The sequence below is a fragment of the uncultured Polaribacter sp. genome, from assembly GCF_947501385.1.
Classification (GTDB): Bacteria; Bacteroidota; Bacteroidia; order Flavobacteriales; family Flavobacteriaceae; genus Polaribacter.
In genome coordinates, this window is sequence record NZ_CANMVP010000039.1 from 1 (window position 1) to 21,931 (window position 21,931).

Annotated in this window: 22 protein-coding genes; 11 read left to right on the forward strand and 11 right to left on the reverse strand. The window is 31.5% G+C overall.

The genetic code is table 11. The annotated features are described in order from the left end of the window. Nucleotides 1–423: 423 nt before the first annotated feature. Nucleotides 424–1,482 (reverse strand): transposase, encoded by a 1,059-nt coding sequence (locus Q0998_RS17910; protein WP_299672375.1) that lies wholly within the window; start codon nt 1,480–1,482, stop codon nt 424–426. 35 nt (nt 1,483–1,517) lie between these two features. On the opposite strand from Q0998_RS17910, the gene Q0998_RS17915 reads away from it, so the two are divergent. The 5 genes from Q0998_RS17915 (at nt 1,518) to Q0998_RS17935 (ending at nt 4,737) form a co-directional block, all read left to right on the forward strand. Next, nucleotides 1,518–1,880 carry a type II toxin-antitoxin system RelE/ParE family toxin gene (locus tag Q0998_RS17915; protein ID WP_299672426.1) on the forward strand — a complete coding sequence of 121 codons (363 nt, stop codon included), beginning with the start codon at nt 1,518–1,520 and terminating at the stop codon, nt 1,878–1,880. Then, entirely contained in the window at nt 1,877–2,164 is a 288-nt protein-coding gene (locus tag Q0998_RS17920) for a helix-turn-helix transcriptional regulator (RefSeq protein WP_299672377.1), read from the forward strand. Before Q0998_RS17915 ends, Q0998_RS17920 begins: the two co-directional genes overlap by 4 nt. Before the next feature lie 463 nt (nt 2,165–2,627). Beyond that, the gene (locus tag Q0998_RS17925; RefSeq protein WP_299672379.1) at nt 2,628–3,932 is read left to right on the forward strand and encodes a sigma-70 family RNA polymerase sigma factor; all 1,305 of its coding nucleotides are present in this window, start codon (nt 2,628–2,630) and stop codon (nt 3,930–3,932) included. Between the two features lie 52 nt (nt 3,933–3,984). Continuing rightward, complete coding sequence (locus Q0998_RS17930) at nt 3,985–4,338, forward strand: YciI family protein (protein ID WP_299672381.1); 354 nt, start codon at nt 3,985–3,987, stop codon at nt 4,336–4,338. 33 nt (nt 4,339–4,371) lie between these two features. Further along, entirely contained in the window at nt 4,372–4,737 is a 366-nt protein-coding gene (locus tag Q0998_RS17935; protein WP_299672382.1) for a DoxX family protein, read from the forward strand. 105 nt (nt 4,738–4,842) lie between these two features. Here the strand turns inward: Q0998_RS17935 and Q0998_RS17940 are convergent, their stop codons facing one another. Next, nucleotides 4,843–5,517, reverse strand: coding sequence for a hypothetical protein (locus Q0998_RS17940; RefSeq protein WP_299672384.1), 675 nt, complete (start codon nt 5,515–5,517; stop codon nt 4,843–4,845). Between the two features lie 175 nt (nt 5,518–5,692). On the opposite strand from Q0998_RS17940, the gene Q0998_RS17945 reads away from it, so the two are divergent. Then, the gene (locus tag Q0998_RS17945) at nt 5,693–7,363 is read left to right on the forward strand and encodes an RluA family pseudouridine synthase (protein ID WP_299672386.1); all 1,671 of its coding nucleotides are present in this window, start codon (nt 5,693–5,695) and stop codon (nt 7,361–7,363) included. On the opposite strand, the gene truB is transcribed toward Q0998_RS17945, so the two are convergent. The 7 genes from truB to Q0998_RS17980 form a co-directional block, all read right to left on the reverse strand. After that, entirely contained in the window at nt 7,360–8,058 is a 699-nt protein-coding gene (truB, locus tag Q0998_RS17950; RefSeq protein WP_299672388.1) for a tRNA pseudouridine(55) synthase TruB, read from the reverse strand. The two genes, Q0998_RS17945 and truB, sit on opposite strands and share 4 nt — an antisense overlap. Before the next feature lie 23 nt (nt 8,059–8,081). Further along, nucleotides 8,082–8,876 (reverse strand): undecaprenyl-diphosphate phosphatase, encoded by a 795-nt coding sequence (locus Q0998_RS17955; RefSeq protein ID WP_299672390.1) that lies wholly within the window; start codon nt 8,874–8,876, stop codon nt 8,082–8,084. A gap of 1 nt (nt 8,877) precedes the next feature. Beyond that, nucleotides 8,878–9,120, reverse strand: coding sequence for a DUF3098 domain-containing protein (locus tag Q0998_RS17960; protein WP_299672391.1), 243 nt, complete (start codon nt 9,118–9,120; stop codon nt 8,878–8,880). Between the two features lie 3 nt (nt 9,121–9,123). After that, nucleotides 9,124–10,002 (reverse strand): permease-like cell division protein FtsX, encoded by an 879-nt coding sequence (locus tag Q0998_RS17965; protein ID WP_299672392.1) that lies wholly within the window; start codon nt 10,000–10,002, stop codon nt 9,124–9,126. A gap of 285 nt (nt 10,003–10,287) precedes the next feature. Further along, the gene (mce, locus tag Q0998_RS17970; RefSeq protein WP_299672394.1) at nt 10,288–10,704 is read right to left on the reverse strand and encodes a methylmalonyl-CoA epimerase; all 417 of its coding nucleotides are present in this window, start codon (nt 10,702–10,704) and stop codon (nt 10,288–10,290) included. A gap of 9 nt (nt 10,705–10,713) precedes the next feature. After that, a complete protein-coding gene (locus Q0998_RS17975) occupies nt 10,714–12,135 on the reverse strand; it encodes a DUF5689 domain-containing protein (RefSeq protein WP_299672396.1) in 1,422 nt (473 codons plus the stop codon). A gap of 10 nt (nt 12,136–12,145) precedes the next feature. Continuing rightward, the gene (locus Q0998_RS17980) at nt 12,146–14,896 is read right to left on the reverse strand and encodes a carboxypeptidase-like regulatory domain-containing protein (protein ID WP_299672398.1); all 2,751 of its coding nucleotides are present in this window, start codon (nt 14,894–14,896) and stop codon (nt 12,146–12,148) included. Between the two features lie 132 nt (nt 14,897–15,028). Here Q0998_RS17980 and Q0998_RS17985 point away from each other — a divergent pair, with 132 nt between their 5' ends. Beyond that, complete coding sequence (locus Q0998_RS17985) at nt 15,029–16,084, forward strand: endonuclease/exonuclease/phosphatase family protein (RefSeq protein WP_299672400.1); 1,056 nt, start codon at nt 15,029–15,031, stop codon at nt 16,082–16,084. A 101-nt stretch (nt 16,085–16,185) separates the two neighbouring features. On the opposite strand, the gene Q0998_RS17990 is transcribed toward Q0998_RS17985, so the two are convergent. Together Q0998_RS17990 and Q0998_RS17995 are read right to left on the reverse strand one after the other, a co-directional pair. Beyond that, nucleotides 16,186–17,715, reverse strand: coding sequence for an Rne/Rng family ribonuclease (locus Q0998_RS17990; protein ID WP_299672402.1), 1,530 nt, complete (start codon nt 17,713–17,715; stop codon nt 16,186–16,188). 317 nt (nt 17,716–18,032) lie between these two features. Next, entirely contained in the window at nt 18,033–18,323 is a 291-nt protein-coding gene (locus tag Q0998_RS17995; protein ID WP_088353785.1) for an HU family DNA-binding protein, read from the reverse strand. A gap of 141 nt (nt 18,324–18,464) precedes the next feature. On the opposite strand from Q0998_RS17995, the gene mutY reads away from it, so the two are divergent. From mutY to gldD, 4 genes are read left to right on the forward strand one after another with little or no spacing between them, the layout of a single operon-like run. After that, nucleotides 18,465–19,508 carry an A/G-specific adenine glycosylase gene (gene mutY, locus Q0998_RS18000; protein WP_299672406.1) on the forward strand — a complete coding sequence of 348 codons (1,044 nt, stop codon included), beginning with the start codon at nt 18,465–18,467 and terminating at the stop codon, nt 19,506–19,508. Nucleotides 19,509–19,551: 43 nt separating this feature from the next. After that, nucleotides 19,552–19,983, forward strand: coding sequence for a single-stranded DNA-binding protein (gene ssb, locus Q0998_RS18005; protein ID WP_299672408.1), 432 nt, complete (start codon nt 19,552–19,554; stop codon nt 19,981–19,983). An 18-nt stretch (nt 19,984–20,001) separates the two neighbouring features. Continuing rightward, the gene (gene gldE, locus Q0998_RS18010; protein WP_299672410.1) at nt 20,002–21,330 is read left to right on the forward strand and encodes a gliding motility-associated protein GldE; all 1,329 of its coding nucleotides are present in this window, start codon (nt 20,002–20,004) and stop codon (nt 21,328–21,330) included. Beyond that, nucleotides 21,323–21,871, forward strand: coding sequence for a gliding motility lipoprotein GldD (gldD, locus tag Q0998_RS18015; protein WP_299672412.1), 549 nt, complete (start codon nt 21,323–21,325; stop codon nt 21,869–21,871). The genes gldE and gldD overlap by 8 nt, the downstream gene beginning before the upstream one ends. The last annotated feature ends 60 nt before the right edge of the window (nt 21,872–21,931 follow it).

Consider the following 21,931-nt stretch of genomic DNA (forward strand, 5'->3'; position numbering starts at 1 on the left):
TCCATGTCTCACGACAAACGAGCTTGCGACTTACTAATGCTTCAGAGAGCCTGTCCTGAGCGAAGCCGAAGGGTTACCCCAGCCCATAAGGGACTTGCACCCTCTAGATTAATTATTTACCTTTCGGTAAGCAAAAGATGCCCATACTGGGCACACACAATGTATAAAAATAATTGCTAAATTAGTGCTTAACCAAAGGTCGTTGCAGTTTTGTTACGTCTGATTTTCCTGCGGAAAATCCTCGCACACAAAACCGCAACTATTCTTATACATAAACTTGAAACATTAAAAAAAATCACACAAGTTTACAATTAACGAAACTTTTTTATATTTGCATTGTATTTGACTTTAAAATAGAATGACAAAAAGATTTGAAACAATATTACTAACTCATGTTACGCAAATAAATCCCCAAAAAAGGAATTATGCAGCTTTAGGTGTTGATAAGTTTTTGAGTTCATTATAAGCAGCTTGTTGCGCTGCTAAATAGATTTGTGTTTTCATTGCAAAGTGATTTTTTCCTGTTCTTTGTTTAAGCCACTCCAACTTTATATATGCTATAATTGACAGGACAAAATGATTCGTTTGTGTTGCTGTTTTTTTAGTTGGAGATTTAGCAAAACCTGTGTTGCTTTTAATTGATTTATGATATTCTTCTACTGCCCACCGTTTTTTGTAGATTGTAGTTATTTGCTCATACGATAAACTTAAATCACTACAAGCCAAGTACAACTCGCCGACTGTATCATTCTCGTTTTTGAAAACTTGCTTTGTAAGCAACAGCGGAAAGTCTAGTTTTTCAAACCAAACTTCCACGGTCTGCTGTCCTGGCTGTAATGTTTTAATATTTACGTATGTCTCATTTTGCTTATCTTCTAATGATAAGGCTACTTTTCGATTGCTTTTTAAGGCAATAATAAAATCGTTTTTCAATGTTTTTTTACAACAAATCATATTTTCTACCGAAGAAAACCAACTATCTGCCAAAACATAATCAAAGTGTATTTTACTGCTACATTCTTCTAACATTTCTCTAAAAAGTTCATTTTTAGTTTTGCTACTTTTACGCTTTTTATTTCCTGTTTTTTTGTCGGTAACCCAAAGATCTTTCTTTATAAACTCTACGCCACAGGGTATACGCATCTCGCCAACTTCCACTAAAGCAGTTAGAAAATTAATACCTTTTACAGACCTTCCAAATACATGGTCAAAATGCCAAGTGTTAAGCTCACTTTCATCTGTATATTGTTTTTCTTGTATAGAATCATCAAAACTTAAAATGATAGTTTCTTTAGATTGAGTCAATTCTTCAACATAAGGTTTTGCTTTTTTCCATAGAAATTTACTGTAGTAAACACCTCTTCCTAATGCTCGTGTTATTTTGTCGTGTTTTATTGAAAGTAATGATGCCATTCCTGTTGCTGTCGTGTAAGAACTTGAACTTATCAAGTAATCTGTATATAAATCAACAAAATTATCCATCTTTTTTAGTTTCAGAGTTATCAACAATATAATCTATAAATAGCGTAAAGTCAAATTATTATTGCGTAAGGTCAGTTACTAAAAGAAAAGAAGCATTTGCATTCGTTGAGAAGCAAAACCTTAAAGCTCGAAACAAAATATTCCAAAACATAAGACGAGCTGAACAGCAATCTAACCAAAAGTTCTTCCAAAAACTGACTGACAATATTTGGGAGTTTAGAACTCTATATTCTGGAATCCAATACAGACTTTTGCCCTTTTGGGATAAAGAAGATAAAACAGAAACTTTGGTTTTTGCGACACACGGAATTATAAAGAAAACCAGCAAAGTCGACAAAAAAGAAATTGATAAGGCTGATAAGATTAGAAAAGAATATTTAAAAAATAAAAAGAAATGAAAAGTTACACTTTAGATCAAGCAGAAGACCTTTTAATTGGAAAAAAGGGGACAAAAGAAAGAGACGAATATGAATTTGAATTAAAACTCGAATTGATAGGCGATATGATTAAAACTGCACGAAAGAAAAGAAAGCTAACTCAAGAGCAATTAGGGGAATTAGTTGGAGTTAAAAAAGCGCAAATTTCAAGGCTTGAAAATAACACAGGAAATGTAACTTTTGAAACTGTAATGCGGATTTTTAATGCTTTGGGAGCAAAACTGAACTTAAATCTTCAGATGTAAAAAACGTTTGCCAATCGAGTAGACGGGTGACGACCTAACGGTCGCCACTGCGCCTCTCACGCTACCGTATTTTAGCTATTTTTTCCAAGTTATAAGCCACTGCTGAGAGATGCAGGACCTTATTGGCTTAACAATGCGAATCTAATAACGTCCAAACGATTTGACAAGTAAAGAAAATTATCCAAATATTGATTGTTTAGGCTATTACAAAGTAAGACTATACTATCTATTTATGAGCATTGACGGAACAGATTGATTCAAAATCACAAAGTTATAATTAGCAAAGCCTGCACATAACAAAGAACTATGTAAAAATAACTTTTTTCTACACTAAACAAATGTATTCACTAGTGTTATTAGCTTAAATAAAGATAGTTATAGATTTGCTACATCTAGTATTCCTTCGTACATTCCTCACGCACAAAACCATTAAAAAATCATTTCAATAGAAATCTTATAAGAATTGAAAAACACGTCTGACATAAATAAATTGGTAGAACATTTTTTTAGACAAGAATCTGGAAAAATGATTTCAGTACTAACTGGTATTTTTGGTTCAAACAATTTAATTCTTGTTGAAGATATTGTACAGGACACCTTAGTTGAGGCCATAAGTAATTGGACCTATAAAGGAGTTCCTGAAAATCATGTAGCTTGGCTATATACTGTTGCAAAAAATAAAACATTAAATGCGCTTAAAAGAGAAAAAAATAAAGAAAAATTCATCTCAGAGCGTTTATATATATCAAAAACAAATCGGCTTAATGAGCTGGACTCGAATGATCTGTTTTCAGAAGAAAGCATTTCAGACGACCAATTACGCATGATGTTTATGTGTTGTCACCCCTCGATTACAAAAGATTCCCAAATTGCCTTAATACTAAAAACATTGTGCGGATTTAATATCAGCGAAATAGCCAAATCTTTCTTAACTAATAATGAAAGTATCAATAAGCGTTTGGTTAGAGCGAGAAAAACAATTAAAAAAGACGACATCCCTTTTGAAGTTCCTTCAAAACAACAATTGGACAAAAGAGTAGACGCCGTTTTAGAAGCAATTTACCTATTGTTCAATGAAGGATATAGTGCTTCAAACGGAAATGAATTAATTCGTACAGAGCTTTGTCAAGAATCTATTCGATTGGCAGAAATGGTTGCAAATCATAAATCTATAACCAACAAATCAAATGCGTATGCGTTGATTGCCTTAATGCAATTGAATTCATCTCGTTTTAAAGCTAGAGAAGATACAAATGGAAATATTATTACCTTAAGCCAACAAAATCGATCATTATGGGACTATCACATTATGGAACAAGGTTTTTCTAATTTGAAAAAAGCCACCCAAAATCAATATATCTCAAATTATCATATTTTGGCGACAATTTCAGCTTATCATTGTTCGGCCAAAGACTTTGCGTCAACAGATTGGAAAAGTATTTTAACACTATATGATAAATTATTGACTATAGATAATTCTCCTATTGTAATTCTCAACCGTGCTATTGTACTCTCAAAAATAGGTGACATACAAACCGCGTTTCAAGAATTAACTACAATCGAACATGACAAAATCATCAAGTTTAACTACTTGTTCTATGCTGCTAAAGCCGAATTTCACGTTCAAATAAATGAATACAATCTAGCAATAAAAACACTTACAAAAGCCATTGAACTTGCACCTTTATCGAAAGAGAAACAAATGTTAGAGCATCGGTTAAAAAAATATTTTGATAAAAAAAACAATAATGATGTCCCTAATTCCTAAACTCGATTGTTATTAGGGAGTAAACATCATTATTAATTTAAAATAAATAAACATGAAAGATTATCTATTGATTATCAAAACAGAAGGATGTGTCTGGACAGACCTATCCGCAGAACAATTGCAAAAACATATGGAACACGGAGGTGCGTACATCGGCGAACTCATGAAAAAAGGGATTCTAAAAGGTGCAAGTCCTATTGAAAAAACAGGTAGCAGAATCATTTCAAAAAGTAATGGAACGCTAAAAGATGCTCCATTTAATGAAAGTAAAGAAGTGGTGGCAGGATTTTTTCATGTCACAGCCAAGGATATGGATGAAGCAATACAGATTGCCAAAGAGAATCCTATTTTTAATGATATTTCAACTAAAATTGAGGTACATCCAATGATGCCAATCGGAGGATAAACCAAAAATTTTTGATGCTAAAAAATTAAAAACATGAACAAACAAAGAAAAGTAATCGGATGGATTGTTACCATTGTTGCTTGTCTTGCACCCGCTTGGGGTGTAATCGGAAAATTCATTAGCCCGGAAATGCAGGCAAATATGGCCTCGATAGGTTTTGAGCCCTATACGCAAATGGTTGCTATTTTTGAATTAATTGCTGTCGCCTTTTTTATACTCCCACAAACAGGCAGAATTGGTGCATTATTAATGACCGCACTTATGGCAGGTGCTGTAGCCGCACATCTTGGACACGGCCAAAATATTGGTTTTCAAACCACTATTTTGTGTTTGATCTGGACAGCAACGCTTATTCGATATCCAGAATTCTTACGCTTTCGCGCAAAACAAGAATCTTAATTGAATACACTTAAAAACATTTAAAAACATTTAAAAAAAAAATAAGGTAGATTTTTTTAAATCTACCTTATTAATAAAAATGTTTTAATCTAAAAATTAAAGTTATTATTGATTCTTCTTCAACATTTTATCTAACTTTTTAATCTCTTCATTATACTCTTCTATCGCAGCATCAATTTTTCCTTTTTTAAACTCTTCATTGAATTCTTCGATAGCGTTTTCATTAATTTTTGTATATTTTTTTACAGTTTCATCTAGCTCTTCTTTTAAATCGTCGAACTTTTCAGAAAGCTCTTCTAAATTTTCTTTCATTTCACTATCAGAAGCATTAGGATCGCTAATTAATTCTAAATATTCTTCTTGAATATCTTTAACATCTTCCATAACTTCTTCGGTCTTTAACCAAGCAGGAATTGTATTTCCTAAATTAGCAATTCTAAAGTTCATGTTTCTAATACGTTGTGCATTTGTAACCACATTCGGCTTTCTCATAGCTGCTAACTCAGCGTTTACAACTGTAAAATTAGACCAATCATCAAAACCTACAATTCCTTTCGCATCTAGGTTGTACACAATTGCAGTACCATCTTTCATCTTATAAGTACGCGTTTTAATCTCTTCGTTTACTACAACTTCTTCTTTTTCTACAGCATCTGTTTTAACAACAACAATTTCTTCTGTATTTATTGAATTTTTCTTTTTATCACTATCACAGGAAACTAGCATAAAACTAGAAACGGTTAAGGCAGTTGCAAATAATTTTATTGAATTGATTTTCATATTTTTAATTCTATCGTTTTTATTTCTTTGCAAATTTACAGAATAAAGAAGCAGATACTTAACGCAAATAATTTTATTATTAACTCTTTAAAAAAGATGAGTTCAACATTATAAGAAAATAATTTAAGTAGATTTTGCAGAGAAACGGCTTATCTTTGAAAACTATACTACAAAATTGAAACATTTCCAAAATTTTAAAATTGATATTTCAGAGAAAACACTTCCTGAGAAATTTACCTTTCCTTTTTATTATCAACCACATCCGTTGGCCATCATTGCTGCGGAAGAACTGCAAAGTTATTTAATAAATCAGACTGATTTTAAACATAATTTTGATACTAAAACAGAAAAAGGAGCACCGCCTGTTGGGAAAATGTTCGGCGTTTTAGTGGTAAAAAATAAACAAAATGAAATTGGGTATTTGACTGCTTTTTCAGGAAAATTGGCTGATAAAAGTTTGCCAGAAAAATTTGTGCCTCCTGTTTTTAATATGAGAACAGAAGGTAGTTTCTATATAAAAGGAGAACTTGAAATTGATAAAATTAACGCAGAATTAGGCCATTTAAAAAAAGATAAGGTTTATTTAAAATTAAAAAAACTCATTAAAAATACTACCAAAATTATTTCTGAAGATCTGGCATTGCAAAGAAAGAAAATGAAACTTTCTAAAATTGATAGGAAAAATAGAAAGATCCAAGGTGAAAAAAGTTTTAATGAATCTGCATTTGAAAAATTAACAGATAGGCTAAAACAAGAAAGTTACAATGATCAATTTCTTCTAAAAGAATTACAGGAATATTATCAAACTAAAATTGAAAAAATAAGTGAAGAATACCTAGCTTTTGAAGCTAAAATAACAGCCTTAAAAAAGAGTAGAAAAGAGAAATCTAACCATTTACAACAAACATTATTTAGTAATTACGCTTTTTTAAATCAACAAAAAGAACGCAAAAACTTATTAGATATTTTTAACAATCCATTGATACAACCTCCAGCAGGTTCTGGTGAATGTTCTGCACCAAAGCTACTAAACTATGCATTTGCTAACAATTTAACACCCATTACAATGGCAGAATTCTGGTGGGGAATTTCGCCAAATTCAGCCATTAGAAAACACAAAAACTATTATCCTGCCTGCCAAAGTAGATGCAAACCAATTTTAACACACATGTTAAAGGGTTTAGAAATGGATGATAATTTGTTGTTAGAAAACTTATCTGAAAAGAAAACACTTCAAATTATTTATGAAGATGATGTTTTAATTGCAGTAAATAAACCCGCAGAATTTTTATCTGTTCCTGGAAAAGAAATTAAAGATGCTGTTTTTACGCGTATTAGAAATCAATATCCTAAAGCAACCGGTCCTTTAATTGTGCATAGATTAGACATGTCTACTTCTGGTATTTTATTACTTACAAAAACAAAAGAAGCGAATAAAATTTTACAGCGTCAGTTTATAAACAGAACTATAAAAAAACGTTATGTTGCTTTGTTAGATGGAAATTTAGCAGAAAATAGCGGAAAAGTAATGCTTCCTCTTCGTGTAGATTTAGATGATAGACCCAAACAGTTGGTAGATTTTACATACGGAAAACCAGCAGAAACAGATTGGAAAGTAATTAAAAGAGAATATGGTAAAACTAAAGTTTATTTTTATCCGATAACTGGTAGAACACATCAATTAAGAGTTCATGCTGCCCATAAAGATGGTTTAAACACGCCAATTGTAGGAGATGATTTGTATGGTAAAAAAGAAAATAGATTGCATCTACATGCAGAATTTATTGAGTTCTTACATCCATCAACAAACAAAAAAATGAGTTTTACTGTTGAAGCTGAATTTTAATTGGATGTCTCTTTTAAATTCTCAATAAAATCTTCAACAGAAAGTGCATTATCTACAGCATAATTACCAATTTTTGTTCTTCTTAATTCTGATAAATGTGCACCAGAATTTAGGGCTTTTCCAAAATCGAAAGCCAAGGAACGTATATACGTCCCTTTGCTACACACTACTCTAAAAGTAACCTCTGGTAAGTTTATTTTTGTAATTTCAAATTCAGATATGGTTACAGTTCTTGCTTTAATTTCTGTAGTTTCTCCTTTTCTAGCGAGTTCATACAAACGTTTACCTTCTTTCTTTATGGCTGAAAAAATAGGTGGCTTTTGCTGAATTTCACCAATAAATTCTTTGGTAGTTTCTTGCAATAATTCTTCAGTAATATGTTCCGTAGCAAAAGTTTCGTCAATTGCTGTTTCCAAATCGTAACTGGGTGTGGTTGCGCCAAGGGTAAAAGTACCTGTATACTCTTTTATTTGACCTTGGTAGGTAGCTATTTCTTTGGTTTGTTTTCCTGTACAAATAATAAGCAAACCCGTTGCCAAAGGATCTAAAGTACCTGCATGACCCACTTTAATTTTCTTGATGTTGAATTGTTGTTTGATTTCCCAACGTAATTTATTTACTACCTGAAAAGAGGTCCAAGTAAGTGGTTTATCAATCAATAAAACTTGACCGTTTTTATAATCTTCTTCAGTCATTTTTGCTGATTTTTAAAGTAAAATTAATTTAAAAGTGCATACCCAATTGCAATACTTCCTACAACTGCACAGTAGATTGAAAAGTAAGAAAGTTTGCTGTTTTTTACTAAAGAAATCATCCATTTACAAGCCAATAAACCTGCTAAAAATGCTGCAATAAAACCGGCTGAAATAGAAATCATTTCTGAAGTTTGAAAGCTTAAATCTCCGCTTAAAAGATCTTTTCCGATTTTACCAAATATTAAGGGAACGACCATTAAAAATGAAAAACGAGCTGCTTTTGTTCTATCTATTCCTAATAAAACAGAAGTGGAAATTGTTGCACCAGACCTAGAAATTCCCGGCAACATTGCAATTGCTTGAGAAATACCAATAATTACTGAATTCGAAAAAGATACTTTTTTATTGGTCTTTTTAGCTTTGTCTGCCAATAATAATAAAAGTGCTGTCAACAATAACATACAACCTACTAATAATATTTTTCCGCCGAAGAAAGATTCTAATTCTTCTTCAAATAACAACCCCACAATTACTGCAGGAATCATAGAAATAATAATTTTTAATGAAAACTTACATTCGTCATTCCATTTAAATTGAAACAAACCTTTAAAGATTTCTATAATTTCTTTTCTAAAGACTACAATGGTACTTAATGCCGTTGCAAAATGTAAAACTACTGTAAATGTTAAACTTTCTTCTGGCACAGAAGTGTCTCCTAAAATTGCTTTCGCCAATTCTAAATGACCACTAGAAGAAACTGGTAAAAACTCTGTTAAGCCTTGAATTATGCCAAGTATAATGGCCTCTAAAATGTTCATGCTATTTTTTAGGGTTTGCTAAAATTGCATAAATCTCTATTCCCAAACCAATAATAACTAAAGTTGGCGCCAACCGAATTCGTTGCCAATTGTAAATTTCTTCATTGAAAACTTCAGGATTTTCACTTCCACCACCTGCCATAAAAATAAAGCCTAGAGCAATAAAAACAAGTCCTACAATCATAAAGATGTAGTTCTTTTTTCCAAAAATAAATGCTGGTTTCTGAATAATTTCGTCTTTCATGTTTTAATAATAAAGTTCGTCTGTTTGTAAATTTAAAAAGCGCTGTGTTGCAAAGAATGTACTTAACCAAGTAATGATAAACGCTGCTACTAAAACGCCACCAACTAAGTATGCTAAAGAGATATAATCTTTTAGTAAACCTAAACTTGGTGCAAATATATCAGCATAATAAATAACAACCGCCAATCCGATTAATGCTAAAAATGCGCCGAAAAAACCTAATTTTATACTTTGCCAAATAAATGGTTTTCTTATAAAGCTTTTAGTAGCACCAACCATTTGCATGGTTTTTATATTAAACCGTTTAGAATAAATTGACAATCGTATAGAGCTATTGATTAAGATAATGGCCACAAGACCAAAAAACGCACTTAAAACCAAAAGCCAAAAACTAATTCTTTGAATGTTTTTTGTTAATAAATTAATCAGAGGTTTGTCATAAGAAACATCTGCAACAAAAGCATTTTTAAGAAAACGTGTTTCTAACTCTTGCATCTTTTCTGGGGTTACAAAAGCTGCTTTTAAGTAAATATCGATTCCGTTTTTTAAAGGGTTTTCACCTAAAAACTTCATAAAATCTTCACCAATTTCTTTGCTATATTGTTTTGCTGCTTGTTTTTTAGAAGTATAAATAATTCGCTTTGTAAATTCTTCATTTTCTAAAGAAGCCTTAAAACCATTTAGCTGTTTTGTAGTTACTTTGTCTTTTAAGAAGAGTGTAATGGCTACTTTTTCTTTCACTTTATTGGCAACTACTGTAGATTTTAAAAGTACCAAACCTAAAATACCAACCATAAACAGCACCAAAGCGATACTTATTACAACAGAAATGTAAGAAGATGCTAAACGTCTTTTTTGATAAGATTCAAATTTTGAAGGCATTTACGATAACTTTTTAAGCGCTGGCAATATAATAATTAGTACGCAGTTGGCAGTAAGAGTTGGCAGTATTTTAACGATTTCTATGTTACTTTATAGAGTTCAGCAGTTAAATACACACTAAGTACAAATTTTAAAACACTGTTTGTCAGGTATTTGAACCATTCTTTATTGTCCGTTCGAGCGCAGTCGAGAACTATTGATCTACTTTATATAGGTTTCGACTGCGCTCAACCAGACATCGTTAGTTAATTATTATTTTAAAAAGTAACTAGCTACTGACCTCTATTACTTTATTTTAGTTTTTTCTATTTCTTGACAAAGTTCTATCAAAACGCCATTGGTAGTTTTGGGATGCAAAAAAGCAACTAATTTATTATCTGCGCCCTTTTTAGGAACTTCATTTAAAACAACAAATCCTTCGCTTTTTAGCCTGCTTATTTCAGCTTTTATATCTGAAACTGCAAAGGCAATGTGATGAATTCCTTCGCCTTTTTTATCGATGAACTTTGCAATGGGACTTTCTGGATGGGTTGCCTGTAATAACTCAATCTTATTGGGACCATTTTTAAAGAAAGAGGTTTTAACACCTTCTGAAGCTACTTCTTCAGTCTTGTAATGTGTTTTACCAAACAGGGAAGCAAACAACTTATTTGAAGTTTCTAAGTCTTTTACAGCAATACCAATATGTTCTATTTTATCCATCCTTTATATTTATCTCGCATTAATTTTAATAGTATCTAACTCATAAGTTCCATCAAAATTCACATTCCCGCTTCCTACATATTTAAATGCAATATAAACAGTACCTGAATAATTTGACAAATTTATATAGGTAGAATGTATCCAATTTTTAAAGTCTTCTCCATCTGATACTATTTTTGCTGGTAAAACATCCCAGTTTGCAGCAGTTATATTTGTTACTGTTCCGTCCCAATCGGACGAAATTAGTGTTTCTAAGTTACTTCCGTTTGCAAAACTATTAGAAGTTTCAAAAGATAAAAATTCTTCGGCAGTTGCATCTAAGTCAATCCCTTTTGTAATCAACCAAGTGATGGTGCTTGCATTTCCAGAATTTCTAGCCACTACTCTTGCAGCTTTACTTTGCGAATAGGTGTCTGTATAAGATCTCCAAGAGACGGTGCCTTCTTCTCTATAATTTATCCAATCAGTAATTGCAATTTCTCCTGATGAATTTTCGAAATCTTCTTCTAATAAAATTATTGGAAAATCACTTTCAGACAATGTTGAACAGCGATCACCAGACATGGAAACATCTTCTGAAGTGTTTAAAACCAATACTAAAAAATCACCCCCAAAATCATTAGAAACTACCGCTTTTAAACTTCCACCACCTGTTGGTAATGTTTTATTTGCAAAACTTGCAAAAGAACTTGTTTCTACTAATAGAGCTGCAAAACCTAAGGTTTGACAACTTTGTATTTTACGTTGCGTATCAAAATCTTCTGTTGGATCTACATAAGATTTTCCTGCTAAATTAGTAGGAAAAATAACCTCTTGTACTATTACAAACGTCCCAATATCTGAAGCATTCAAACCAGCCAAAGAAACCAGTTTCGGAACAATTGTTTCCGTATTTTTAGATCTAAATAAGTGGTTTTCCATTTGATGTAAAGTAATACTTTGTACTTCATTTACGTCTGTCGGATTAATTTTACCTCCAATTGCAATCACACCATCGCCAGCATTTGTTTCGCCAATATATAAATCTTTTAGATAGATATAAACTTCTCTACCCATATTAAATTTGTTGTAACTATCATTTAAATTTAACGAAACTTTTATTCCTGCTGTTGGATTTTCTGGAGCGTCTTGTAAATAAAACTCTCTAAAGAAATTTCCTTGTTGATCTGAAGAAACCACATACCCTTTTATCACAATATCAGACACCACTTTTAAAGGTTCGTTTCCTGAAATATATAATGATTTTACTTCTTGAATTGATTTTAATTGGTATTTATTGGCCTGAATACTGTCTAAAATACGCTCTAATTTTTCATTTTCTTCAAGTCCTAAACTTTCTGGAACTGTATAGTTGCCATCATCTACACAAGAAGAAAATAAAATACTGGTGATAATTGTTAGGATCAGGATGGTTCTTTTATAGCTTTTCATTTCATTTTTTTTAGAATCTTACATTTACATTCATAAAGTACGTTGTACCTCTACCATACCAATATTTGTTTCCAAAAATGGGTGCATCTAATTCTTTGTCTTCTTTTAACTGTATATAATTTGCATTTCTACCTTGTTCAAATCCACCAGATTTATATACTGTGTTTAATAGGTTGTTTACTGTTGCGAAAAAACTAACATAATAGCTGTTTATTTTCCAAGATTTTCCTCCAACTAAGTTGACCACCATATAATTATGAAACCTTTCTTGTGCTAACAATTTTCTTGCAATGTCTGTATCATAATTTTGAAATGGCAAACCATCTGAATCTGTAAAAAAATTGCGAGACCTCGTTAAAGGTGCAATATCTACGTAGGTATTGCTAAAGAAATTAGTTGTTGCGCCAACCCACCAATACTCTGGATCTCTGTATTCAAAACCCACAGAATAGGCATTGTGAGGTCCTGCCGCAACTTTATAATTTTTTAAATTCGAAGTATAATTTCCTGAACGACCATTCGCATCAAAAATACCGTCATTTACAACATCTGAAGTAAGGTATAAATCTGGGTTATTATCATAGGTAAACTGACCCATAGCAGCAGCACCTTTTAATTTAATTGTTGATGTAACTTGTGCTTCTACCCCTAATTCTAAACCGATGTGTTTTTTGTCGATACCAGATAAAATCTCTTGTACAAATGCAGTATTATCTCCTCCAACACCATCCGCAAAATAGAAAGAAATTTCTGTAGCATCTTTTAAAGAAGTGTAATAACCAGTGAGTCTAGAAGTAATTATAGGACTTCTTACAATATAACTTGCATCTGCATACACTATCTTTTCACTTTGTAAATTATCTACGGTATTATTATTCTCTCTAGCATTTGAAAAAGAATTTCTAATTGTTGGTGCTTGGGTCAAGTAAGCTACATTTGCATCCAATACATGGCGCCCATTTATCTTATAAGTTGCACCTGCTTTGATTCCGTAGTTTGTAAAATCTAGTTTGTCAGAGACGCCTAAAGAATTGTTTTCAAATCTTCCGTTTTGGTATAAACCCTCTCTTTGATACGTAATTCTAGTGATATTTGCTGCCGTATAAAAATCTACTTTCTTATATTTAAATTGTGCTTGTACAAATGCATTGAGTACATCTGAATTTAGATGATAGTTGTATTTGAACTTTTCTCCTTTCGCTACAACATTGTTTGGATTCAATACATTATTTTGTTGTGTAACTTCAGAATCTGCAAAAGGATTGATGTCTAAATACCCATTGCCACCCAATAAATCGATAACCTGCGCAAAATTCTGTGAACGCAAACGCTTGTATTCTAGCTTACCGTTTAAAGAAATATTGTTATTTATATAGGTATTAAAAATTGTGTTTAGCGTGAGTTGCTTGTCATCCGCTCTATCTTCATACAAAACATACGCGTTACTTGTACCTGCTGTTGCATTTGTAATATTGGCATCAAAAATACTGTTCCAATCTAACTGACCATTATTCACAAAATTTTTTTGTGATGTGTAAGCACCTGCTAAATCATTATTTCTTAAAAAATAACTTGGTAAATACTGATAATAGGTTGGACTTGGATTTGCACCACCATTAAAATCTAAACGGCTATTTCCTATCTTACCAAACTGATAAGAAACATTTGTTTGCAAGCTTGTGTTTTCTGAAAGATTCCAATAATGATTCAGCATTAAAATTGGCTCTTTTACTTCTTTAATTCTTGAATTCGTTTTGTTTCCGTTTAATCTTCCCCAGTATTCATTGTATTCAATTCCTTTTAAATCAAATACTTCTTGTGTGTTGGGCGAAGATTTTCCTCTTCTATTAGGTGTAAATATCGAAGTAAAATTAATACTGTGTGTATCGTTTATGTTCTTTTCTATGGATACAAATAGTGAATAGGTATTATACGAAGTCCCCTCATTAAAACCTTCATTGCCTACTCTTCTACTTCCTGAAAAGCTGAAAGACCAATCGCCTTTTAAAATTCCTGTAGCATGGGTTGCCATAATTCTATGCTGGTAACTCCTATCCGAAGAAGAATAAGAAATTCTGGTTCCTGGGTTTTGTTGTGAAGCTCTCGTATTGATATTTGTTGCGCCCAAAACACCACCAAAAGTAACGTTAGAAGGAGACAAGCCATTGCTAAATTCCTGATTTCTTAAAACATCATTCAAACCACCCCAATTGCTCCATTGAGCTCTACCATCATACAATTTATTCATTTCAATTCCGTTAATTAAGACTTTCCCATTGCCAGAATCTAAGCCTTTTATTCGGAAAAAAGAGGAACTAAATTCAAACGCCGCAGATCTTAAAAAAACATCTCGTGTCGCCTGTAAAAGACCCGAAATATTATCAGCAGCACTTGCGTCATTATTCAATTCGTCATCTGTAATGGTAATAATACTTAAATCTTGCGCTTCTGTGATATCTTTAAAAAGTAAAATAGTTCCTAAATCTATTAAATTTCCAGAAAGTGTTACAGGAAATTTTTGACTTTCATAACCATTTAGTTCAATCTCTATGATATAATTACCATTCGTAAGTTCTGTAATATTAAAAAAACCTCCAACATTTGTACTGCTTGTAATTATGGTATTTTTTACACGTACTAAAACATTTGGTAACGCATTTTCAGAATCGCTATCTACAACAATTCCTTTGATGCTATTTTGTGCATTAACTCCTAAAATTAAGAACAACAAAATACAGGTAAGTATTCTATTCTTTCTCATAATCTTTTCTTTTTTTCAGAAATATACAAGCTAAAGTTACACATTTATAGATGATTAGCAAAAAAATAGCTTTATAATTTTTTTGCTTTATATTTGATTTTAAGATGTATAGCATTTAAAATCTATTTAATAATGAAGAAGAATTTACCAATTTTAATTGTCTTTTTATTGAGTATAACTTTTAGTTTTTCTCAAAATAAAGGCAAAAAATATACCATAAGAACCATTGCGTTTTACAATTTAGAAAACCTATTTGATACCATAAACGATGTTTCTAAAAATGATGAAGCAAGCCCAATGATGGAGTTAAAATCGAATAGGTCTAAAGTGTATTGGGACAAGATTGATAAGTTGGCAAGCACCATTGCTAAAATTGGTTTAGACAAAGCCAAAACAAGTCCTGCAATTATTGGAGTTTCTGAAGTAGAAAATTTAAATGTTTTAGAAGACCTGGTAAAATCGAAACATTTAGCAAAACAACACTATGGAATTATTCATTACGATTCTCCTGATAAAAGAGGAATTGACGTCGCTTTATTATATCAAAAAAGATATTTTAAACCTGTTTATCATGAAACTTTTAATCCAAATATTTATAGAGAAAACAGAAAAGTATATACTAGAGATCAATTATTAGTTACGGGCTATTTAGATGATGAATTGATTCATTTAATTGTAAACCATTGGCCATCTAGAAGTGGTGGCGAAGCAAAAAGCAGACCTTTGCGTGAAAAAGCTGCGTATCAAAATGTAAAAATTATTGAAAAAATTAGAGAGACCGCACCAAATGCAAAAATTTTAACGATGGGAGATTTTAATGATGATCCTATCAACAGTAGTTTTAAAAAGGTTTTAAAAACGAAAAGTAAGAAGCAAAACGTTGGTAAAAATGATATGTACAATCCCTATGAGGATTTACACCGAAGAGGTTTTAATACATTGGCGTATAGAGATCATTTGAACTTGTTTGATATGATTTTAATTTCATCTCCATTATTAGACAAAGGTGAAAAAGATTTTTCTAGCTATAAAATGTTTAAAGCGATGATTTTTAATAAGCGCTTTTTGAGTGATAAAAAAGGTCCCTTTAAAGGCTACCCTTTTCGAAGTTTTTCGAATGGAGTTTACACTGGTGGTTATTCAGATCATTATCCGGTTTACCTATATTTAATTAAAGAAAAGCAGTAAGGTTTAGGTCTCAACCAGATATTTATGAACGACAAAAACCCAAAACTTTAAAGTTTTGGGTTTTTTTGATAAAAAATTATTGCCTTGTTATCATTATAAAATTACTCTTTTTCTGATGTAAATCTATAATGTAAGTATGTGTAAGCATCTCTAGGTATAATCGTAATCCACTTTTTGTGTTTTAAATACCATTTAAAACGAACAGAATTCATGCCTTTTAATAGGTAAGCAGCAATAAAAGGATGCAAGTGTAATTGTATCTTTTTATTTTTTGGATTCGAAATAAATTTTTCTAAATCTGCTTCTATTTTGTCTAATAAGACAATGGGCGCTTCTACTTCTCCATTGTTGTTTGGGTTGGCTTCGGTAGTTTTTATACTCAACTCTGGTCTTACCCTTTGTCTTGTAATTTGTACCAATCCAAATTTACTTGGAGGTAATATTTTGTGTTTTGTTCTGTCAAAAGACATTTGCTCTTTTAAATGCTGATACAGTTTGTTTCTGTTTTCAGCTTTGTGCATATCAATAAAATCAACAACTATAATTCCACCCATATCACGCAGTTGTAACTGGCGTGCTACTTCTGTAGCAGAAATTAAATTTACTTCTAATGCTGTATCTTCTTGAGAACCTGCTTTGTTAGAACGGTTTCCGCTATTAACATCAATAACGTGTAAAGCTTCTGTGTGCTCTATTACTAAATAGGCACCTTTGCTCATAGAAACTGTTTTTCCAAACGATGTTTTTATTTGTCTTTCGATTCCATATTTTTCAAAAATAGGCACTTCAGACTTGTGCAACTTTACTATTTTTTCCTTTTCAGGATAAATTTCTTGTAGATATTCTTTAATTTCTACTTTCAAAGTTTCATCATTTGTTACAATACTTGTAAAAGTTTCATTCATAACATCTCTTAAAATAGAAGATGCCCTGTTTAATTCGCTCAAAATTTTTGTGGGTGTGTTTGTATTCGCGATACTTTTACACATCTTTTTCCAACGTTCTAATGAGTTTTGCAAATCTTTATCTAACTCTGCTACTTTTTTTCCTTCTGCAACAGTTCTTAGAATAACGCCAAAACCTTTAGGTCTTATGCTTTTTGCTAATCTTTTTAAACGTTCTTTTTCTTTAGGGTCTTCAATTTTTTGAGAAACTGAAACTCTATTAGAAAAAGGAACTAAAACTAAAAATCTACCAGCTATAGAAAGTTCTGAACTTAATCTTGGGCCTTTTGTAGAAATTGGTTCTTTTACAATTTGTACCAACAGGTTTTGTCCTGTTTTTAGAACTTTGTTAATACTACCGTCTTTGTGAATGTCTTCCTCGAATCGGAAGTTTTTTAAAGTGAATTCTTTATACTTACCTGTGCTTACTTTCTTAATGAATGCGTTTAATGAATTTACCTGCGCACCTAAATCATGATAATGTAAAAACCCGTCTTTTGGATATCCTACATTTACAAAGGCTGCATTTAAACCTGTTAACACTTTTCCTATTTTGGCTAAAAAAATATCGCCAACAGAAAACTTGTTTCCAGATGTTTCATTATTTAATTCAATAAGTTTACCATCTCTTAATAAGGCAAAATCAATATCAGATGAATTTGAACGAATTATTAATTCTGTTTTCATACTGAATTTGGTTTTAACACTGCACTTTAGTGTGCAGATGGATTAATATTGTCAGGTATTTTGTAATACCGTGTGAAAATTTACTGTCTTACACAACTGTAAACTTTCAAATGTCAATGAACTTTTTTTAATTGATCTGTTTTTCGCTAAATAATAAACGAAAAAGTAAGCGGATGCTTACTTTTTCTTATGTCTATTTGCTCTAGCTCTTTTCTTTCTTTTGTGTGTCGAGATTTTTGCTCTCTTTCTTTTTTTACCACTTGGCATAATGTTTCCGTTTTTTTTTAAATCTGTTTAAGATTTAGATTAATGTTTTGTTATTTAACAGCCACTTTACTTTTTACACCTTCTGTAAAAGTTTTTGCTGGTTTAAATGCTGGAATGTTGTGAGCAGGAATCTTGATAGTAGTATTCTTAGAAATATTTCTACCTGTTTTTTCTGCTCTTGTTTTGATGATAAAACTACCAAAACCTCTTAAATAAACGTTATCGCCATTTTCTAATGCACCCTTTACTTCTGTCATGAATGCCTCAACTGTTGCTAAAACATCTGTTTTTTCGATTCCTGATTTGTCTGAAATTTTCGATACGATATCTGCTTTCGTCATGTCTCTATTTTTACTATATTTTTATTAATTTACTTCCAAAAATGCGGATGCAAATATATGATAATTAATCAACTCCAAGAACAATAAGGCTTAAAATTATGTGATTTTTATGATGTAATATTGCAATTCTATATTTTTAACATGAAATTTTCTAATATATTAATTTACTGGTACTTACAAAACAACAGAGAACTGCCTTGGCGCAAAACGAAGAATCCGTATTTTATTTGGCTGAGCGAAATCATGCTGCAACAAACAAGAGTTGCTCAAGGTTTGTCTTATTATTTAAAATTTACCACCACTTTTCCAACAATTTTCGACCTTGCAAAAGCAGACGAAAGTACCGTTTTAAAAATGTGGCAAGGTTTGGGGTATTATTCTCGTGCAAGAAACCTGCATTTTAGTGCAAAACAAATTGCGAATGAATTGAATGGCGAATTCCCCACAACCTATAAAGAAATTATAAAATTAAAAGGAATTGGAGATTATACCGCTTCTGCCATTGCCTCTATTTGTTTTAATGAACCTACCGCTGTTGTAGACGGAAACGTATACAGAGTGCTTTCTAGATACTTTGGTATTAAAACAGCCATCAACTCAACTGTGGGAATTAAAGAGTTTAAAACGCTCGCACAATCTCTTATAGACGAAACACAACCAGGAACTTTTAACCAAGCCATTATGGATTTTGGTGCATTGCACTGCAAACCACAAAATCCGTTGTGTGAAACCTGCCCTTTTACTGATAGCTGTGTTGCTTTTGAAAAAAAATTAACAAAGGAATTGCCGGTAAAAGAGAAAAAAATAAAAGTTAGAAAACGGTATTTTAATTTTTTAGTGATTCAAACAAATGCCAATAAAACCATTTTAACGGAAAGAAAAGGAAAAGGCATTTGGCAAGGTTTGTATCAATTTCCACTAATTGAAGGTGACGCAATCATTCATCAAAAAGAAATCATTGCTTCAAAAGAATTTACCGACCTTTTTCCGGAAGAAACCACCATTTCATTGTTCAACAAAAAAGAAATTATCCATAAACTTTCTCATCAACATTTATATACACAATTCTGGATTGTAGAAACCAAATCAGTAAAAAACGCAACCATTTCTTGGGAAAACATTCAAGATTTTCCAGTTCCTATTTTAATTGCAAATTTTTTAGATCAATTTCAACCTAAAAAGTAATTGCTTTTTTTAGTATATTTGGTATGTAAAAAGAAATTGAAAAATGGCAGGAACAATAAACAAAGTAATACTCATTGGTAATTTAGGTGATGACGTAAAAATGCACTATTTTGATGATCAAAATTGTGTTGGCCGTTTCCCTATTGCCACTTCAGAAAGTTATACCAGCAAACAAACTGGTGAAAAAATAACCAATACAGATTGGCATAACATTGTTGTTAGAAATGGTTTGGCAAAAGTTTGCGAAAAATATTTATCTAAAGGAGACAAAGTGTATGTGGAAGGAAAATTGAAAAATAGACAATGGGAACAAGATGGTGTAAAGCGGTACTCGACAGAAGTGCAAGTAAATGAAATGACCATGTTAACCACCAAAAAGAATTCTGAGAGCAATACAACGCAAGCACAGAATCCGCCAGCAGATACTGCACCAAAATCTATTGCACCAGAAGAAAAAGACGATTTACCTTTTTAACAACTTAAATTTTTAAAATTGGACCCAGATCCTGAACAATTATTTTTTCTATTCGCTGCTTTCGACCTTATTACTACCTTAAACGGAATTGCATTAATTGCATTACTTATAAGTTCTGCCTTAATTTCTGGTTCTGAAATTGCCTTTTTTTCATTGAATCAAACAGATTTAAATGAACTTTCTAACAACGGAAAAGAAGAAAATATCGTAGTTACTTTATTAGAAAGACCCAGAAAATTATTAGCCACAATCTTAATTACCAATAACTTTATAAATATTTTAATTGTACTCATATTCGCTTCTTTGGCAGAAACTTTGTTTGGCAATTTTAAGTACCAATTAAATTTATATCTATTTACAGTTTCGATTCGTTTTATAGTAGAAATTATAGTTATTACTTTTTTAATTCTCTTATTTGGCGAAGTTTTACCTAAAGTATATGCTTCTAGAAATGCATTGAGTTTTTCAAAAAAAATGGCCAAATTTATTCACTCAGTTAATATTTTTTTAACACCATTTAGCATGCCTTTAATTTCAATTACAAAGTGGATTGAAAAAAAATTCGGGAATAAAGCAAGTAATTTTTCGGTAGAAACCTTATCACAAGCTTTAGAACTCACCTCTCAAGGTGCCACAAGTAAAGACGAACAAAAAATATTAGAAGGTATTGTAAATTTTGGAAACACAGAAACTGTGCAAATAATGAAACCTAGAATAGATATTTTTGCAATTTCTGATGATGAATCTTATGAAGAAATTTTAGATAAAATATCAAATAAAGGCTACTCTAGAAACCCAGTATATCATGAAAATATAGACAATATTATAGGTGTTTTATATGCAAAAGATTTATTAGCACATTTGAACAAGAAGGTTTTTAAATGGCAAAATTTACTTCGTGAACCCTTTTTTGTTCCTGAAAATAAAAAATTAGACGATTTATTGGGCGACTTTAGAGCCAAGAAAAACCATTTAGCAATTGTGGTAGATGAATATGGAGGAACGAGCGGATTGGTTACTTTAGAAGACGTTATCGAGGAAATTGTAGGTGATATCAATGACGAATTTGATGATGATGATTTATCGTATTCTAAAATAGATGAAAACAATTATATTTTTGATGGCAAAACCACTATCAAAGATTTTTGTAAAGTGTTAGATGATGAAGATGAAGAAATTTTTGAAGAAGAAAAAGGCGAAAGTGAAACACTTGCTGGCTTTATTTTAGAAATTTCTGGGAAATTTCCTAAAAAAGGAGAGAAAATAAGTTTTAAGAATTATACGTTTACAATAGAAGCGTTAGATAAAAAACGCATAAAACAAGTAAAAGCAACTAGAAATGCGTAACCTTTTTCTGCTAATTTTTTTGATGAGTTTTATTTCTTGCAAAGAGGATGTTTTGCCAAAACCAAAAGCCTATTTAAGCTTAACCTATCCAGAAAAAACGTACGAAACTTTAAAAGCCAACAGACCTTACACTTTTGAAGTTTTAAAAGCTACAACGGTTATGAACGAACCAAATAATTGGTTAAAAATTCAATACCCAAACTTAAAAGCATCTATAGACATTACCTACAGACCTGTAGAAAATAATATGAATGAATTGCTTTCTGAAGCAGAAAAACTAGTTTTTAAACACACAGTAAAAGCAGCACAAATTATACCAAAAGACTTTGTAAATAGAGATCAAAGAGTATTTGGAAGCATTTATGAAATTACTGGAAATGCGGCTTCACACATTCAGTTTCATATTACAGACAGCACAAAAAACTTTATCAAAGGTTCCTTGTATTTTTATGCAAAACCAAACTACGATTCTATTTTACCCGCTGTAAATTATATCAAAGAAGATATTTTACATTTGATCGAAACTTTGGAGTGGGAATAAAAACCCATTTTAATCTTCCCAAAGGGAAGAAATATTCTTATGTTAAAAAAACTAAATTGT

Excerpts from the sequence above, each read along its gene's own strand:
- Q0998_RS17920 (WP_299672377.1), top strand. The coding sequence starts at position 1,877 with ATGAAAAGTTACACTTTAGATCAAGCAGAAGACCTTTTAATTGGAAAA.
- ssb (WP_299672408.1), top strand. The coding sequence starts at position 19,552 with ATGGCAGGAACAATAAACAAAGTAATACTCATTGGTAATTTAGGTGAT.
- mce (WP_299672394.1), bottom strand. The coding sequence starts at position 10,704 with ATGGATAAAATAGAACATATTGGTATTGCTGTAAAAGACTTAGAAACT.
- Q0998_RS17990 (WP_299672402.1), bottom strand. The coding sequence starts at position 17,715 with ATGAAAACAGAATTAATAATTCGTTCAAATTCATCTGATATTGATTTT.
- Q0998_RS17995 (WP_088353785.1), bottom strand. The coding sequence starts at position 18,323 with ATGACGAAAGCAGATATCGTATCGAAAATTTCAGACAAATCAGGAATC.
- Q0998_RS17965 (WP_299672392.1), bottom strand. The coding sequence starts at position 10,002 with ATGCCTTCAAAATTTGAATCTTATCAAAAAAGACGTTTAGCATCTTCT.
- Q0998_RS17955 (WP_299672390.1), bottom strand. The coding sequence starts at position 8,876 with ATGAACATTTTAGAGGCCATTATACTTGGCATAATTCAAGGCTTAACA.
- Q0998_RS17940 (WP_299672384.1), bottom strand. The coding sequence starts at position 5,517 with ATGAAAATCAATTCAATAAAATTATTTGCAACTGCCTTAACCGTTTCT.
- Q0998_RS17960 (WP_299672391.1), bottom strand. The coding sequence starts at position 9,120 with ATGAAAGACGAAATTATTCAGAAACCAGCATTTATTTTTGGAAAAAAG.
- truB (WP_299672388.1), bottom strand. The coding sequence starts at position 8,058 with ATGACTGAAGAAGATTATAAAAACGGTCAAGTTTTATTGATTGATAAA.
- mutY (WP_299672406.1), top strand. The coding sequence starts at position 18,465 with ATGAAATTTTCTAATATATTAATTTACTGGTACTTACAAAACAACAGA.
- Q0998_RS17930 (WP_299672381.1), top strand. The coding sequence starts at position 3,985 with ATGAAAGATTATCTATTGATTATCAAAACAGAAGGATGTGTCTGGACA.
- Q0998_RS17935 (WP_299672382.1), top strand. The coding sequence starts at position 4,372 with ATGAACAAACAAAGAAAAGTAATCGGATGGATTGTTACCATTGTTGCT.
- Q0998_RS17975 (WP_299672396.1), bottom strand. The coding sequence starts at position 12,135 with ATGAAAAGCTATAAAAGAACCATCCTGATCCTAACAATTATCACCAGT.
- Q0998_RS17980 (WP_299672398.1), bottom strand. The coding sequence starts at position 14,896 with ATGAGAAAGAATAGAATACTTACCTGTATTTTGTTGTTCTTAATTTTA.
- gldD (WP_299672412.1), top strand. The coding sequence starts at position 21,323 with ATGCGTAACCTTTTTCTGCTAATTTTTTTGATGAGTTTTATTTCTTGC.
- Q0998_RS17910 (WP_299672375.1), bottom strand. The coding sequence starts at position 1,482 with ATGGATAATTTTGTTGATTTATATACAGATTACTTGATAAGTTCAAGT.
- Q0998_RS17985 (WP_299672400.1), top strand. The coding sequence starts at position 15,029 with ATGAAGAAGAATTTACCAATTTTAATTGTCTTTTTATTGAGTATAACT.